General features: G+C 46.0%; 18 protein-coding genes. 16 read left to right on the top strand and 2 right to left on the bottom strand.

The genetic code is table 11. From position 1 onward, the window contains the following. Positions 1–2: 2 nt before the first annotated feature. From opp1B to C161_RS24610, 11 genes are all read left to right on the top strand, one after another. Entirely contained in the window at positions 3–935 is a 933-nt protein-coding gene (gene opp1B, locus C161_RS24560) for a nickel/cobalt ABC transporter permease (RefSeq protein ID WP_036673435.1), read from the top strand. Next, positions 935–1831: a staphylopine uptake ABC transporter permease subunit CntC gene (gene cntC / locus C161_RS24565; protein WP_036673436.1), complete on the top strand. Its 897-nt coding sequence runs from the start codon at positions 935–937 to the stop codon at positions 1829–1831. Before opp1B ends, cntC begins: the two co-directional genes overlap by 1 nt. Beyond that, the gene (gene cntD, locus C161_RS24570; protein WP_036673437.1) at positions 1812–2621 is read left to right on the top strand and encodes a staphylopine uptake ABC transporter ATP-binding protein CntD; all 810 of its coding nucleotides are present in this window, start codon (positions 1812–1814) and stop codon (positions 2619–2621) included. Before cntC ends, cntD begins: the two co-directional genes overlap by 20 nt. Next, positions 2622–3374: an ABC transporter ATP-binding protein gene (locus tag C161_RS24575; RefSeq protein ID WP_036673438.1), complete on the top strand. Its 753-nt coding sequence runs from the start codon at positions 2622–2624 to the stop codon at positions 3372–3374. A 14-nt stretch (positions 3375–3388) separates the two neighbouring features. Next, entirely contained in the window at positions 3389–4582 is a 1194-nt protein-coding gene (gene cntE, locus C161_RS24580; RefSeq protein ID WP_036673439.1) for a staphylopine family metallophore export MFS transporter CntE, read from the top strand. Next, entirely contained in the window at positions 4579–5844 is a 1266-nt protein-coding gene (gene cntE / locus C161_RS24585) for a staphylopine family metallophore export MFS transporter CntE (protein ID WP_327196807.1), read from the top strand. The genes cntE (C161_RS24580) and cntE (C161_RS24585) overlap by 4 nt, the downstream gene beginning before the upstream one ends. Positions 5845–6079: 235 nt before the next feature. Continuing rightward, complete coding sequence (locus C161_RS24590; RefSeq protein WP_036673440.1) at positions 6080–7276, top strand: GTP-binding protein; 1197 nt, start codon at positions 6080–6082, stop codon at positions 7274–7276. Between the two features lie 53 nt (positions 7277–7329). Then, the gene (gene rpsN, locus C161_RS24595; protein WP_036605831.1) at positions 7330–7599 is read left to right on the top strand and encodes a 30S ribosomal protein S14; all 270 of its coding nucleotides are present in this window, start codon (positions 7330–7332) and stop codon (positions 7597–7599) included. Between the two features lie 105 nt (positions 7600–7704). Further along, entirely contained in the window at positions 7705–7977 is a 273-nt protein-coding gene (locus tag C161_RS33145; RefSeq protein WP_036673442.1) for a DUF3024 domain-containing protein, read from the top strand. Between the two features lie 208 nt (positions 7978–8185). Further along, positions 8186–8662, top strand: a complete 477-nt coding sequence (locus tag C161_RS24605) for a DUF2975 domain-containing protein (RefSeq protein WP_036673443.1) — start codon at positions 8186–8188, stop codon at positions 8660–8662. Positions 8663–8671: 9 nt separating this feature from the next. Further along, complete coding sequence (locus C161_RS24610) at positions 8672–8905, top strand: helix-turn-helix domain-containing protein (RefSeq protein ID WP_036605834.1); 234 nt, start codon at positions 8672–8674, stop codon at positions 8903–8905. Between the two features lie 80 nt (positions 8906–8985). Here C161_RS24610 and C161_RS24615 read toward each other — a convergent pair whose 3' ends face one another. After that, positions 8986–9837 (bottom strand): helix-turn-helix transcriptional regulator, encoded by an 852-nt coding sequence (locus C161_RS24615; RefSeq protein WP_051449924.1) that lies wholly within the window; start codon positions 9835–9837, stop codon positions 8986–8988. Between the two features lie 181 nt (positions 9838–10018). Between C161_RS24615 and C161_RS24620 the strand changes: the two genes are divergently transcribed. Then, positions 10019–12091, top strand: coding sequence for a beta-galactosidase (locus tag C161_RS24620; protein ID WP_036673446.1), 2073 nt, complete (start codon positions 10019–10021; stop codon positions 12089–12091). A 143-nt stretch (positions 12092–12234) separates the two neighbouring features. Here the strand turns inward: C161_RS24620 and C161_RS24625 are convergent, their stop codons facing one another. Continuing rightward, a complete protein-coding gene (locus C161_RS24625; RefSeq protein ID WP_036673448.1) occupies positions 12235–13278 on the bottom strand; it encodes a substrate-binding domain-containing protein in 1044 nt (347 codons plus the stop codon). A 237-nt stretch (positions 13279–13515) separates the two neighbouring features. Between C161_RS24625 and modA the strand changes: the two genes are divergently transcribed. From modA to C161_RS24645, 4 genes are all read left to right on the top strand, one after another. After that, positions 13516–14388: a molybdate ABC transporter substrate-binding protein gene (modA, locus tag C161_RS24630; RefSeq protein WP_036673450.1), complete on the top strand. Its 873-nt coding sequence runs from the start codon at positions 13516–13518 to the stop codon at positions 14386–14388. Next, positions 14385–15071, top strand: a complete 687-nt coding sequence (modB, locus tag C161_RS24635) for a molybdate ABC transporter permease subunit (RefSeq protein WP_083669918.1) — start codon at positions 14385–14387, stop codon at positions 15069–15071. Before modA ends, modB begins: the two co-directional genes overlap by 4 nt. 273 nt (positions 15072–15344) lie before the next feature. Continuing rightward, on the top strand, positions 15345–15677 hold the full coding sequence (locus C161_RS24640) for a hypothetical protein (RefSeq protein ID WP_017692504.1): 333 nt from the start codon (positions 15345–15347) through the stop codon (positions 15675–15677). A gap of 315 nt (positions 15678–15992) precedes the next feature. Beyond that, positions 15993–16814 (top strand): transporter substrate-binding domain-containing protein, encoded by an 822-nt coding sequence (locus C161_RS24645; protein WP_036673581.1) that lies wholly within the window; start codon positions 15993–15995, stop codon positions 16812–16814. Positions 16815–16834: the final 20 nt, after the last annotated feature.

The following is a 16834-nucleotide window of genomic DNA, read 5'->3' on the forward strand; positions in this document are numbered from 1 at the left end:
ATATGGGAAGTTATATCGTCAAAAGGATTCTGTTAACCATCCCTTTACTGATTATCATTTCATTTATAACGTTTGTTCTGATTAATCTATCTCCCTTGGACCCGGCGGTTGTTGTGTTACAGGCACAGGAAGTTCCGCAGATCACGGATGAACTGATCGCCCAAACGAATAAAGCGCTGGGATTCGATCAGCCGTTCATGATCCAGTATGCGAACTGGATCATGGCTGTTGTACAGTTGGACTTTGGCAACTCTTATGTATCTGGTGAACCTGTGTGGTCATTAATGGGGCCGGCTTTTATGAACACATTGAAGTTAACACTTGTCTCATCGGTATTTATTATTGCGCTGTCCATTCTGCTGGGTGTGATCTGTGCCATGAGAGAAGGCAAGTTGCTGGATCGATCGGTCAGAGGCGTATCATTTTTCCTAACAGCCATGCCGTCCTACTGGCTTGCAGCCATGATGATCTGGTATTTTTCCGTCAAGCTGGACCTGTTACCTACCAGCGGCATGGACTCGTATCGAAGCTACATTCTACCGGTGATTGTGATCACGGTGAGTTATACGGGCATTTACTTCCGAACGGTTCGAAGTTCCATGCTGAGCAATATGAATGAGGACTATGTGTTATATGCACGGGCAAGTGGCCTGAGCGAGAAGAAAGTCACCCTGCATATTCTAAGAAATTCATTACAGGTGGCCGTGTCCATCTTTTGCATGGCGATCCCAATTGTGTTGGGCAGTACGGTAGTCATTGAAAATGTATTTGCCTGGCCGGGGCTTGGGAGGCTCAGCGTGAAATCCATTTTAAGCAGGGATTTTCCGATTATTCAGGCGTATGTTCTGATGTTGGCTGTCACTTTTGTGTTGTTTAACACGTTATCCGACATCATTAATGCGGCGATGAATCCCCGGTTGAGAAAGGAATTCTGATGCGAATATTGAAAAATCTGCGCAAAGACAAGCTTGCGTTGACCTCTTTGCTAGTGATTATGGTCACGCTTATGGCGGGCATATTGGCTCCGCTTATTGCGCCACATGATCCTGGACAAGTGAACATGAAGCTTCGATACGCCTCCTCGTCCTGGGAGTATCTATTAGGCAATGATCATCTGGGCAGATGTGTATTATCCCGGCTTATCTATGGCATCCGTCCAAGTGTGTTATGGGTTCTGGTTGCGCTCAGTCTATCTGTTCTGATCGGGGCCATTGTTGGATTCATCGCAGGTTACTTCAAGGGAAAAGTGGATGCATGGATCATGAGAGTCTGTGATATCATGCTGTCTTTTCCCGGATACGTGATGACACTGGCGGTGGTTGGCATTTTGGGTGCAGGACTGGAGAATATACTGATTGCCTTTGTGTGGATGAAATGGGCCTGGTTTGCCCGTGTTATTCGCACATCTGTGATGCAATTCTCTGATATGGATTATGTAAAATTCGCCAAAGCCTCCGGCACACCCAATCTGAGAATTATAACCAAACATATTGTTCCGGTTACCTTTGCCGATATTGCCGTCATTGCGAGTGGTTCCATGTGTTCAATGATGTTGCAGATCTCCGGCCTTTCCTTTCTGGGGCTTGGCATTCAGGCTCCGCATGCGGAGTGGGGGATGATGCTCAATGAGGCGAGGGAAGTCATGTTCTCCAGACCAGAATTAATGTTGGCACCGGGCCTGGCCATTGTGGTGGTCGTGTCTGCTTTTAATTTTCTATCGGATGCCCTTCAAGTGGCTCTGGACCCCAAATTGATGACCTCTCAAGGTAAGTCTGACAAGTCTTACGAAAGTGAGGTGAGAAAGACGGCTTATGAATATAGTCGAGGTTGAACATTTGAAAGTATGGGACACCAACACAGACAAAGTGATCATTCATAACAGTTCATTTGAAGTTAAGCAGGGAAGCTGTATGGCCATTGTGGGGGAAAGCGGTAGCGGCAAGTCCGTCACGTGCAGAGCCATCATGCGACTGAACAAGCCATGGATTCGTCAATCGGGCACGATGTTATTTCAGGGCGAAGACCTGAACCAGCTTTCGGAACCGGAGATGCGGCGTAAGCGGGGCAAGCATCTATGTATGATTTTGCAGAATGGCATGAGTGCATTTGATCCTTCCTGTGTCATTGGTGTTCATATTCGGGAGACGCTTCAGCAGCATTTTGGCTGGAATACCCGCGAGATTGAACGGAAAATCATCAATGCCATGGAAAGCGTCATGCTCAGACATCCACGCGAGATTCTGAATCAATATCCACATCAGCTGTCCGGTGGGATGCTGCAACGAATCATGATTGCACTGGCATTGGTGCTTGAGCCCGATCTGATTATTGCGGATGAGCCAACAACGGCGCTGGATACGATCTCTCAATATGAAGTGGTGGAGCAATTGATTCAATTACGCGAACGCATGGGCTGTTCCATGATGTTCATCTCCCATGATCTCGGCGTCGTTCAGAAGATTGCAGATGACGTGATGGTCATGAAAGACGGCAAGATCGTCGAGCGCGGTAGCATGCATTCTGTTTTGACAGAGCCGGAGCATGCCTATACGCAGTATCTGGTCTCTACCCGATTGGAGCTGAGCAATCATTTTAAGGCGTTGATGCAGGAGGATTTATAGATGCTAAAGGTGGAAGGTATTGAAAAATCATATAACCAAGGCGGACTGTTCTCCAAGCTCAGACAACAGGTGTTGAATCAGGTTACCTTTGAATGCCGGCATGGCGAATGTCTGGGCATCATCGGCGAAAGCGGAAGCGGCAAATCGACGTTGGGCCGTCTGATCCTCGGCATTGAACGCCCGGATCGTGGAACGATCTCGCTCGATGGTAAAGACGTACAGGATCGACGTGTACGGATGGGTAACCTTAGCGCCGTTTTTCAAAATTATACGTCATCCATCAATCCATTTCTTAATGTGGAAGCTGCCATTATGGAACCGATGCAAGCGCAGCAAAAGTTGCGAAAAGATCAGGGTAACTCAGAGAAAGTGGATCTGTTGCTGAACCAAGTTGGACTGGACCCTTCCTATAGATCCAAATATCCGCATGAACTATCGGGCGGTGAGGCTCAGAGAGTGTGCATTGCGAGGGCCATCTCTACCGCCCCTAAATGCATTGTGTTTGATGAAGCGATCAGTTCACTGGACGTGTCTGTTCAGATTCAGGTGTTGCAATTACTGAAAGAGCTGAAGGAAATCTACAAGCTGAGCTATGTTTTTATCACACATGATATACAGGCGGCAGCCTATATCTGTGACAGGGTAATCATTTTCAGAGAGGGACAGGTTGTAGAGATCGTTCCGACCAAGCAACTCAAGGACGTACAGTCCGACTATGCGAAGCGATTATTGAAGCATTTAATACCATTTTAGGGGGAACACCCATTGTGAGTGGAGCGATGTCTTGGCCTTTTCTGCGCTTGTACATACTGGTTCTTCTATATTTCAGTGCCAATGCCATTCTTAACGTGATCATCCCATTGCAAGGGGAGTCCTTGGGTGCGAGCGGTACAACGATTGGACTGATCATGGGCGCTTATATGTTCACAACGATGTTTTTCAGACCCTGGGCAGGTCGGATTATTCAAAAGCACGGTCCGATCAAAATATTGCGTTTGATTCTGATCATCAATGGATTTGCGCTGATTTTATATACCTTTACGGGACTCGGAGGTTATTTGGTTGCTCGTATTTTACAAGGTGTATCGACAGCGTTTTTCTCCATGGCCTTGCAGATTGGCATTATTGATGCACTTCCGGAGAAAGATCGGTCACAGGGGATTTCGTATTATTCGCTATTCAGTTATATACCGGGGATCGTGGGGCCTGTTATCGCATTAGGAATCTGGCAGACGGGTGGCATGGATTATTTTACAGTGGTTCTGATCGGCATTGCCATCTGTACGGGCGTTTTCGGATATACCGCCAAAATGGAACCAAACAAGGAGCAACCTGCTGAGAATCTTTCGGAGCAGAACGTGAGCATGTGGGAATCCTTTGGTCAGTTGGTGAAGAATCCACATTTATTTCGTTGCAGTGTGTTAATGCTCGCCGCTTCCGTTGTATTTGGCGCGATTACCACCTTTATTCCGCTGTATGCGAGCCAAGTACCAGACGGGAATGCGGGTGTATATCTGATGCTTCAGGCAGGAACGGTGGTGCTGGCTCGAATTATGCTTCGAAAAAGGATTCCTTCCGATGGCAGTTGGCATTCTCCTTTCATGATGGGCACCATGTGTCTGCTCGCCGTAGCTGCGCAATGTGTCAGTTTTGCCGTGACAGGCGGGGTGCTCTTTTTCTATGTGGGCGCTGTATTCATGGGAATCGGTCAGGCGATCCTGTATCCGACACTCACGACCTATTTATCTTTTGTCTTGCCTAAGCTGAACCGGAACGTCCTGATTGGGTTATTTATCGCGATGGCGGATCTGGGGATTTCTCTGGGTGGTGTGATTATGGGACCCGTCGCTGACTTCTCTTCCTATTCATTTATGTACATGATGTGTGCTATCCTAGGAGCGGTAATGATCGTTTTTGCCTATGAACGGCGGAGACCCGTTACAGGTACATCTGTGAGTTGACTGCCAGAAGAGAAAGTGGTGACGAACGTTTGAAGGCTTCAATGACGGCAACATCCAATGGAAAATTAAATCCGGTATCCTTTTCGTTTATCCGGTTTTATATGTTGGCCTTTTTATTTTTTGCGGCAAATTCAGCTTTGACGATTATTCTGCCTTTGCGAAGCGAAGCCGCCGGATTGAACCAGGCTGAGATTGGTCTGATGATGGGGACATATATGTTCACCTGTATGCTCTTGAGACCTTTTGCAGCACAACTGCTGGGTAAGCATGGGCCACTCCGAGTGATGCAATGGTTATTGCTATTACATGCGGGCACGTTGCTGTTATTTGTTGTTTTTGGTGTGGAGACGTATCTGTGGTTGCGAGCCCTGCAAGGCGTGGCTACGGCCTTTTTCTCCATGACGATGCAGGCAGGTATTGTGGAAAAGTTGGAGGACAAAGACCGGGCACAAGGGCTGTCCATGTACACCCTGTTTACGATGGTTCCTTCTCTGGTCATTCCGATCCTTGCTATACAAATCTGGGAAAATGCCAGTGATCTGGCGTTTACGTTGCTGATGATCGGACTGGCGGCGCTGCCACTTCTGATTGGATATAATGTGGATCTGCCGCGGAGTACCGTGCAGAACAAATCGTACACCTTGGGCGATATGTTTCGTTCATTCGGCGGCATCTGGCGCAGTACGCCACTGCTGATTAGCAGTGTGGTGATGTTGTTTGCGTCCTGCGTTTTTGGGGCGACAGCGACCTTTCTTCCCCTGTATATGGTATCCACCGGAATGGCGAGTGCAGGCGTATTTCTGACGATTCAGGGATTGGTTGTAATCCTGTGCAGGTTTATTTTGCGCAAAAAAATTCCGTCCGATGGTAGCTGGAATACCTGGCTGATGGCAGGGTTAATGCTGTGCGCAGCACTGGGAACCCAGTTACTCAGCCTGATGGAGATCATCGGGCCGCTAGTGTATCTCTCCGCAGTGTTCAGCGGTTTTGCCCTGGCATTGTTGTACCCGACATTAACCACATATCTGTCTTTTGTGCTGCCTGCGGATTCCAGATATGTACTCATGGGGATTTTCATGTCCTCGTATGACCTTGGATTCTCTATGGGCGGATTGGCGATGGGGCTTATTGTGCAAGCGAGTTCGTATTCGACCATGTTTATGATCTGCACGTTGCTCTCTGTTGCAGCGATGGTACTGGTGTTGGTGTTCAGGCAACGGATGGAAGCGGGCAATAAGGCCAGATCTGGGGTGGCTATATAAATTGAACTAAAGAACATTTACAGAGGAGGTTTATGACTCACTTCTTGCCAAAACGTATCCTCAGGATGCGAAAGTGCAAGGGCTGGTCGTCAGCCTTTTTTTGTATTTTTGCAGGTTGAAATCAAAAATAGTTTGACAATGACCGTCTAACAGGATTATAGTCATTGTTGTTAATAGTAATAATTACTATTAAAGTCTGAATTACACAGACTGCACATATAAGGAGTAGATTTCTATGACACAAAAGCAAGTTCCGGTAACCGTACTGAGTGGTTACCTCGGTTCAGGGAAAACGACGGTTTTGAATCACGTGTTGAACAACAGACAAGGGCTTAAGGTTGCCGTAATCGTTAACGACATGAGTGAGGTCAATATTGATGTAGCGCTGGTTAAGGGGGAGGCAACCTTGTCTCGAACCGAAGAGAAGCTGGTGGAGTTGTCGAACGGCTGTATCTGCTGCACCTTGCGGGATGATCTGATGCAGGAGATTGAGAAGCTGGTGAACGAAGGCAAGTATGACTATATTTTGATCGAATCCACCGGCATCAGTGAACCTGTTCCAGTTGCACAGACCTTTACATACGCCGATGAAGAGTCGGGTATTGACCTGACTAGTCTGGCCCGATTGGATTGTTTGGTAACGGTAGTAGATGCCAATCGATTCTGGCATGATTTTGGATCAGGACAGAGTCTTCTGGATCGTAATCAGGCGACCGGAGATGAGGACACCCGTGACGTTGTAGACTTGTTGATTGATCAGATCGAAACCTGTGATGTGCTGCTACTGAACAAATGTGATCTGGTCGATGACACCGAGCTGAACAAGCTCGAAGGTATCATCCGCAAGTTACAGCCTAACGCCAAGATCATTCGGACCGAGAATGGACAGGTGAATCCGTCCGAGATTCTAAATACAGGCCGCTTTGATTTTGAGAAAGTGAGCATGTCCGCTGGGTGGATTCAGGAGCTGGAGAAGGAGTCGCATACACCGGAAACCGAGGAATATGGTATTGGTTCCTTTGTCTATCGCCGGAGAAAGCCATTCCATCCTTCCCGCCTGGCTGAATTCATGAGTTACTGGCCGGAAGAAGTGGTACGTGCCAAAGGTTTAGTATGGCTTGCGGCTGAAGGGGATGTTGCGGCAAGCCTCAGTCAGGCAGGGCCATCCATTCAGTTCGGTCCTGCGGGACATTGGGTCGCGGCGTTGCCGGAAGCGGACAAAGAGGAAATTTTACGTAACGAGCCGGATGTTCTGGAGAAATGGGATGCCCAGTGGGGAGATCGTCAGACGGAGCTTGTCATGATTGGGATCGAAATGGAGCGTGCGAGCATTGAAGATGAGCTGGACCAGTGCCTGCTCAGTGATGAAGAAATGCTGGGAGACTGGGGCCATTTTGACAATCCACTGCCATGGCCTGTGGAAGCCGTATAACTCGGAAGTTGATGTTCTAAACATAAATTTAATGGATAAAGGAGCTGTATTTCATGGCTAAAAAATCAAAAGTGGTACGTGAGAAGCAACGTCAGGCGATCGTGGCAAAATATGCGGACCTGCGCCGGGAATTGAAGGAGAAAGGGGATTACGAGGCATTGCAAAAATTGCCGCGAAATGCATCTCCGACCAGACTAAAGAACCGTTGCGAAGTGACAGGTCGCCCGCGGGGTTATCTACGCAAGTTCAAGGTGTCTCGAATTAAGTTCAGAGAACTGGCTCATCAAGGACAGATTCCTGGTGTAACAAAATCCAGCTGGTAAAATGATCAAGGGATGTGGCTGACCACCTTTGCATGGAGGCAGGTTGTTGTGTGCTTGGAGCTGCATGTGGTGCGTAGAACAGAGGTGGTATTTTGCTGAAAGGATGTGCATCTTCATGTTGGACTTGTTTACGTTACGAAGAATTCAGTCCGTAATGAACGGATATATTCACGAGAAGGTACCTGCGCCACTGAACGGTATCAATGGGATAAGATGCATATTGCCCGATTTTACTGGGAAGAAAATCAGTGGAAAGTGTATGCCAGAGATGAACAGAGCAGCTGGAATCCGGTAGATGTTATTACACCTTGTTCCGATTTTGAGAATGTGCTTGAACAGGTGGAAAGGGATGAGGCTGGACTGTTCTGGCGTATGTGAGCGAGTTCAAAGATAACTACATTCAGTAGCTATCTTTGGGCTTTTTTTGTGTCCAAAAATCATTGAAGCAAAGAGGGGGGCGATCTTTTGGTCTCTCTTCCTTAATGTGCAAAAGAATAAATAAAATCTGTTTTGCAATAAAAATTTATTGTAAAACGATAAATACTATGATAAATTCATATCACTTAAAACAAGTGAGGTGCTTTTTGTGAAGCGAGGTACAACCATCTTTTTAAAATTGGCTGTGTTGCTTATTGGTGTTCCCATTCTTGCCTTATGTATATTCGGCATACCTTGGTTAGCGAACAACCCGGTGAATCCGAATTATGCAGGTGCGCTATACCCCATAGTGATTATTATGTATGTGTCCGTTATTCCGTTTATTGTTGCACTGTACCAGGCATTCCGTCTGCTGAGCTACATCGACAAAAATGAAGCGTTCTCTCTAATGTCAGTGAAATCCTTAAAAACAATAAAATATTGTGCTATTGTAATCAGTAGTTTCTATTTTGTGATGTTGCCATTTGTTTATGTTGTAGCAGAGAAAGATGATGCCCCAGGCCTCATTCTTATGGGAATGGTTCCTGTTTTTGCTTCATTGGTCATTGCAGTGTTCTCCGCTGTGCTCCAAAGATTGTTACAGGAAGCGATTGATATCAAATCAGAAAATGACCTAGTGGTCTGAGGTGAATATATGGCCATTATAATTAATATTGATGTGATGTTGGCAAAGAGGAAAATGACGGTTACCGAGCTTGCAGAGAGAGTTGAGATCACAATCGCCAATATTTCCATATTAAAAACAGGAAAAGCAAAAGCGATCCGTTTATCCACTCTGGATGCGATCTGTAAAGCACTGGATTGTCAGCCTGGAGATATATTGGAATATAAGGCTGATGAGGACGAAGATACAAATGAACTTATATAAAAAATGAACGAAAAAGACTCTGCATGTTATATGCAGAGTCTTTTTTTGCATCAGCTTGTTCAAGGAATACGTCCCGTGCCCTATAACGAATGATTGTGCATCATACGGAATTGCATAGGTGTTACGTTTTCCTGGGTTTTAAAACATCGGATGAAGTAGCTTGATTGAGAGAACCCTGTTTCCAGCGTAATTTGTTTAATGGAAAGATTGGTTGTTGCGAGCAGCTGTTTCGCATGTAGTAGCCTGGATTCCATCAGGAATTCAGGGAAGGAGATTCCAAACGTCTGACTGAACTTGCGGCTAAAGTATGTTGTACTGTATCCGGCAATCCCGGCAGCGTGGTCTAGTGTAATGTGCTCGTTACTATGGGAACGAATATAATTCCCTGCTTCACGAATTCGCTCGGAAGTGTGATTTAAAGAAACATTGATTTGACTCGCTGCGGATTGCAATCGGGTCAGAAGTTCATATAGAGTAGCTGCCACACTGTGCTCATCCTCCACCTGATAGCCTCTTCCGAGCTCCAGCAATCGATCCATGAGCGCGGTAACCACCGGAAAGTTGGAACATTGAAACAGCCAGGGCTCGTCAACGCCTTTTCCATTTAACAGTTCTTCGAGACGAATACCGTAGAAGTGAATCCAACGAATACTCCAAGGGTCATCCAAATCTGAATAGTAGGTTTGTCTGAGACCGGGACCGTAGAGGAATCCCTGCCCTCGTGTTAGCTCATAACGAGTGGTTCCCGTGTCCAGGAATCCTTTACCTTCAAGTACAAGGTGCAAATTATAGCAATGATCCAAGTTGATATCTTTCGTTCGATATTCCCGATTCACATAATGTTTCGGAAAGTCACTGTACCCTCCAATAAAATCGGGAAAGCATACATGTCTGGGGAAAACCGGCTTGGGGAGAAAGATGTGTTCTTTCACGTGCATCCTCCATTTAAACGCAATATTTTTATGTAGTGAACTGAAATAGATTCAGCCTACTGTCATTTGAATCTTGGACAATGACAATATTTTATTATAAGTCGCATAATCTTGTCATTTATTATATGTGAAGGTTCCAATAGAATGGAGGCAATATGGCAGGTTAAGGGGGCAATTAAAGGTGGCAAAATCAATCCAAATGGATGAATTAAAAATGGGGGTCTGTTATTACCCTGAGCACTGGTCGGAAGCGTTGTGGGAGGACGATTTCCGTAGAATGAAAGAGATGAATATCACAGTTATTCGGATGGCTGAATTTGCATGGTCCATCTTTGAACCGGAAGAAGACCAGTTCGATTTTAGTTTTTTCCAGAAGGCACTGGATCTGGCGCATCAATACGGATTAAGTGTTATTTTGGGAACACCTACTGCAACTCCACCAGCGTGGTTAACATCCAAATATCCTGAAGTATTAAACGCAAATAAGGACGGGGTGTTGTATCAACACGGCATGCGGCGTCATACCAACTACAGCAGCCCAATCTTCAGACAGCAATGTGAAAAAATCGTGCGCAATATGGTGATTGCCTATAAAGATCATCCGGCTCTTATTGGATGGCAGATCGATAATGAATTCAATTGTCATATGGATGTTTTCTATGCTGAGGCGGACCATGTCGCCTTCCGTGAATGGTTAAAGGATCGTTATGAATCGTTAGAGAATCTGAACCAAGCATGGGGAACCGTTTTCTGGAGTCAGACCTATACTGACTGGGAGCAAGTTCACCTTACCCGAAATATAGTCAGTTCATCGCCCAATCCTCACCTGGCACTAGATGAAAAGAGATTCATCTCCGCCAATACCATTTCATTTGCCAAGCTTCAGGTGGACATCATTCGGGAACTGGACCCGGAACATTGGATCACAACAAACGGTACGTTTGGACACTTGGATAATCATGAAATGACAGAGGAGCTATTGGATTTCTTCTCCTATGATTCGTATCCGCAGTTTGCCACGATCTTCCCAAGGACAGACGATAACTCATTACAAGATCGGGCCTGGAGCATGAAACTGTCGAACGTACGTAACATGTCACCGAACTTCTGCGTCATGGAACAACAGTCTGGGCCAGGAGGCTGGGTCGACAGTATAGGCATGGGTACGCCAAGACCGGGACAGATCCGATTATGGTCGTATCAATCTGTTCTTCACGGAACAGATCTACTCGTCTACTTCCGCTGGCGGACGGCAACATTTGGCACGGAGATGTACTGGCATGGCATCAATGATTACCATAATCAACCCAACAGAAGAGTACGCGAGGTTGCACAAGTAGGGAAAGAGTTTGCCAAGATCGGGCGTGTTATTGCGGGCACTACATATCAAGCCGATGTTGCGATCCTACAGGATTACGATAACATCTGGGATGGAGAGTTGGATGAGTGGCACGGCCCGCTTCAGCAACAGAGTGTACGCTCCTGGTATAAACAGCTCCAGTATCGTCATATTCCGACGGACATGGTTACACTGCAACCAACGACAACACTGGAAGAGTTATCCGATTATAAGGTGATCATTTATGCTCACCCGGCCATTATGACAGACGAGACAGCAGAACTTCTGCAAGCCTATGTCAGTCAAGGAGGCACTCTGTTTTTCGGTGCGCGCACTGGATATAAGGATCTCAGGGGGCATTGTTATATGAGACCGTTCCCTGGGGCTGTCGCTGAGTTGTGTGGTGTAACCGTAGAGGACTTTACCTTAATCAAAGGAACCATTCCAGCAGCCAAACTGCAATGGAATGGGGCGAGTGAGCGACTTCAGGAGGGAACGTCAACGGCCGGATTTAACGAAGTTCTTCATGTGGAGCATCCTGACGTACAGGTTGTGGCCGAGTATGCATCCGAATATTATGCAGGTAGTCCTGCATTGACCAAACGTACGGTAGGTCAGGGGCAAGTATGGTATTATGGAGCGGCTTACAATGAACCGGTCGTAGATGCTCTCCTGGATGAAATAGGGCTATCTTCACCTGTGGGTGACCTGGTAGAGGTACCGTCCGAAGTTGAGCTTGGTATCCGTTCCGGTAAGGATAAAGCTTATGTCTTTTTACTCAACTACTCGGATCAACAAGTACCCATTAAGCTTAAGAAGCAAGTAAAAGAGTTACTGTCAGGTACAACACTTCAGAATGAGATCAACATGCCCGCGTATGGTGTGTTCATTTTTGAGATCGATTTGCCACATTAAAAAATTCATTCATCCATATCATGCGTTATATATAGAAAGAAACACCAAAAGCGCCTTGCAGCCATTGCAAGGCGTTTTGTATATGCATGATGTGATGTGTAACATCCATTAAGCATGAGTGTTTTTGGCTGTATTTCGTATACCTATGCTTCGTACAAAATCTCACCTGTCCGGGATACGTCATATCCCTCGAATGATTGCAGTTCCTGCCTGAACTCCGGCGATTGGAGAATTCGCAGTACAGATTCTGTCCAGGCTTCATTACCTTGCTTCCTCAGCATGACCAGATCATAGCGCTCCTGAGTGAGCGGGATAAAATCAACCTGACCCACAAGTCGTGCAGCTTTCTCAATGCCAACTCCGACATCAGCTTCGCCTGAACTGACTTTGGCAGCCACGCCCATGTGACTTGTTTCCTCGGTTTCATATCCGATCAGACCTGCGGCAGGAATTCCATGCAGTCGAAGTTGCTCATCCAGCAAAACTCGCGCGCCAGAACCTATCTCCCGGTTAGCGAGTCGAAGTTCAGACTTGCTCAGATCGGTCCAATTTTGCAAGTTCTGCGGATTACCACGCTGTACATACAGTCCGGCAGGTCGTGATAGCAAGTTCACCACAACATAAGATCGTCCCGTCAGAATTTTGCGAATATACGGCAGATTATACTCACCGGTATCTCCGTCGAGCAGATGGGTGCTGACCAGATCGGACTCACCGCGATACATCGAGATAAGCCCATCCAGACTACCCATGAACGAACGTAGCGGACGAATGTCCCGAGTTTGTTTTTCCATATGGCGCATTAGAATATCCAGACTGACATCCTGACCTGTTATGACCAGATGCCGTGGTACAGCAGTCATTGCATGAGCAGAATTCGCTGGAGTAATCGCATGCGTAGACCCAACGGGTGTAGTCAATTGTAAGGAAGTTCCCTGAAAATCACCCTGACTTGGCTGAGTCCCTGATTCCGAGGTCTGATGAGAAGTCGGGATACGTTGACCTGAGGACTGAAGTTGCTTGGAGCGACGTTTATATGCCTCCAGATCGGTTGCATCAATTCGCATTTGTTTACCTACACGGTATGCAACGAGGTCTCCTTTTTTGATCAGGTCATAGACCGTCAGTTTCGATATTTTGAGCAGCTTGGATATTTCTTCGGTTGTGTAGGATTGCTCCTCCGTCATAAGTGAAGATCCTCCTTCAAAGGTATAGAGCAATTATGGTTTTGTTATGAATGTTTCTTGTACTATATCATTAATTGAGGGATGTCATAAACCTGAGAACACGCAATAAACGCATAGGACAGATAACAAAAATCAAATGTGATCTTAATCACCTTCCCATTTTTTTTGTCTTGTGTATAATTAGATATAATCAATTATAACTAGTTATAACCAAAGATAACGTTGGGGGAGAAATGAATGAGAAAGAGAATCGGATATGTGTTGGGAAGTATGTCACTGGGACTAGCCCTTGTATTGGCTGGTTGTGGCGCAAGTACAGGTACTACGGATACATCCACGGGTGCAGAACAAACGACCTCAACGCCAGCGGCATCAGGTGAAAGTTCATCAGCAGGAAATACCGATCCGCAGGAAACGGTAGATCTGACAATCTCTGCGGCGGCCAGTCTGACCGATGCGATGAAAGAGATTGAAACCAATTATGAGTTAGCTAATCCTTATATAGAACTTAATTTTAACTTTGGCGCCTCGGGTGCCTTGCAACAGCAGATTGAACAGGGTGCCCCGGCTGATGTCTTTGTATCGGCGGCAACAAAAAATATGAATGCGCTAGTGGATGAAAACTTGATTGCATCGGGCGATCAGAAGAATCTGCTACAGAATTCACTGGTGGCCATAGTGCCAGCAGATGGGACCCACACAGTAACCAGTGAAACGGATCTCACCAGCGACTCCATCAAGACGGTAGCCATTGGGATTCCAGAAAGTGTTCCTGCGGGAACCTATGCCAAGGAAGCTCTGACCAATGCCAAGCTGTGGGATGAACTGGAAAGTAAGCTTGTGCAGGGGAAAGACGTTAGACAGGTTCTTCAATATGTAGAGACAGGTAATGCAGATGCAGGGTTTGTATATAAAACGGATGCTCTTACTTCGGATCAGGTGAAAATTGCGTTTGAGGTGGACAAGAACAGCTATACACCAGCCAACTATCCAATAGGCATTATTGAAGGAACCAAACACCGTACAGAGGCCGAACAATTTTATGCGTATTTACAAACCCCTGAAGTGCTCGATATCTTCGCGAAATACGGATTCACAATTCCGGAATGAATGTGAACGCCATAGACTGGTCCGTATTCTGGTCACCGGTGCGCTTATCGCTTCAGGTTGCATTATTATCAAGCGTAGTGGCCACTGTGCTCGGAATTGCGATAGCCTGGAAGATGTCACGTTCTTCATTTCGGGGAAAGATTCTGCTGGAAACGGCATTTATGCTGCCGCTAGTCCTTCCCCCGACGGTGGTTGGATTTCTGTTACTTGTCATACTGGGGCGTAAAAGTCTGTTTGGACAATGGATTGAAGCCATATTCTCCGCACCGGTTATTTTCACCTGGTGGGCTGCGGTGATTGCTTCGGTGGTGGTTGCTTTTCCACTCGTGTATCAGACGATGAAATCGGGATTCAGTGGTGTGGATCGTGATCTGGAGGATGCGGGTCGTTCGATTGGGGCAAATGAATGGCAGGTCTTTCGTTACATTTCCTTGCCGCTCGCAGGCAGAGCATTGATGACCGCCTTCATCCTGGGCTTTGCCCGGGCACTCGGCGAATTCGGAGCGACACTGATGATTGCAGGCAATATTCCGGGCAAAACACAAACGGTACCCACGGCAATCTATGTCGCTGTAGATTCGGGCAATCAGACCATGGCCTGGGCATGGACTGTTTCCATTATTATCATCTCGTTTCTCATGTTACTGATGACCAGACAGCAGCGAGATGGAAAAAATGACTAATTTGATATGTGTTAATATTATATATAAAATGATGAAAAATCCGTTTTGAGGAAAGAACTTTTTTCCTTAACGCGGATTTTTATTACCAATTTCATATGTACCAATATCAATATCCTGCCAAATTGGTCTTAATGGAAATGTAAAGCTGTTTTAACATAAAAAAATAAAAATTTTCCCGAAATTTAATCGTTCAGTACTCGCTTTCAGTGGGCTTGTTCCTGTAAGATAGAAGTAATGGATTCCAGCCAAGTACTGAAATAAGGAGAGACGACGATGAACACTAAATCTGATTGCGGCGTTTCGTTGCAAATTGATGACTATCTGGATCTTTTGCATTTTGCCATCCAAATTCAGGATCAGGAATGGCAACAATCCCTTATCCGCCAACTCAAAATATTTCAGACGGCGACGGAGCAGCAACGCACACCTGAAGAGGAACTATGGACACGGTTTGATTACATCAACAGCAAACTGACAGGTCTGTGCCACCAGATTCATGCCGCTCATTCCATGGACGAACGCAAGAAGTTCGAGGAACGGATCGGTCTCTTACAATTACAGCGAGTGGAAGTTGCACGTAAAATTAAATGGGCGAGTCGCAGATAGATGAGTAGTGTACACACCAAGTGATGCACCGCCAAAATGGTATAATCAATGAGAGTCATACAAGAAGAAGCCATCCGCCAATCGATATGGGGGATGGCTTTTTCTTGTACTATAGAGAAGTCCTATAACCATATCAGGATGTCCTATTAGTTTAGTTATTGCCCTAAGATGACTTGTAATGATATTCTTTGTTCAACCTAATTCCGACTATACAAGTAAGAATGGTTTGTTAATAGGAAGAGGAATGGGAGTACACATCATATTTGCTGTGATAACAGCCTGTGGAGGAGATTGGGAATGGTTAAAAAACGGGGGATTCAAAAATTCCGGACAGCACTGCTGTTCATTACAATGCTGGCGGTACTGGCTGGATGCAGCACAGGAACTGCAAGTAATGATTCAGAATCTGCTTCGGCAGCAGGCGACACCAAAGTGAAAAAGATCATTGTAGGAACAGGTACACAGTTTCCAAATGTCTGCTTCATTGATGAGAATGGCAAGTTAACAGGTTATGATGTGGAACTGATCCGGGAGATCGACAAACGTTTGCCTGAGTATGAATTTGAATTCAGCACCATGGATTTCAAAAACCTGCTGCTGAGTCTGGAAACAAAAAAAATTGACCTGATCGCTCACCAGATGGAAGTGAATGATGAGAGACAGGCCAAGTTCCTGTTTAATGATGAAGCCTATAATATTTTTCCAAATAAAATTGTCGTAAGTCAGAAAAATGAGGAAGTAAAATCGATTGAGGATCTCAAAGGGAAAAAACTGATTGTTGGTGCTACAAGTAATGCGGCTGTACTTGCTGAGAAATGGAATGCAGCGAACGGCAACGGGATTGATATCGTTTATTCCGGAGCGGGTGAGGATACCATTACCCAGATCAAAACAGGCCGGGTGGATGCCACCATCAGCACGCAGTTTGCCATTGATTATCAGAATAAGGCGGTTGATGCTCAGCTGAAAACGGTAGGAGATGCCCTCTCCAACTCCAAAGTATACTTCATTCTGAACAAAGATGAGCAGGAGCTCAAAACCAAAGTGGACGAAGCGCTCAAAGCGATCAAAGAAGATGGAACGTTAGGCAAACTGAGCACAGAGTGGCTTGGAGCTGACTATACGGTTGAAGAGTAGTCTGAGAAAGGTGTGCAGCG

It is taken from the genome of Paenibacillus sp. FSL R5-192, from assembly GCF_000517845.1.
Classification (GTDB): domain Bacteria; phylum Bacillota; class Bacilli; order Paenibacillales; family Paenibacillaceae; genus Paenibacillus; species Paenibacillus amylolyticus.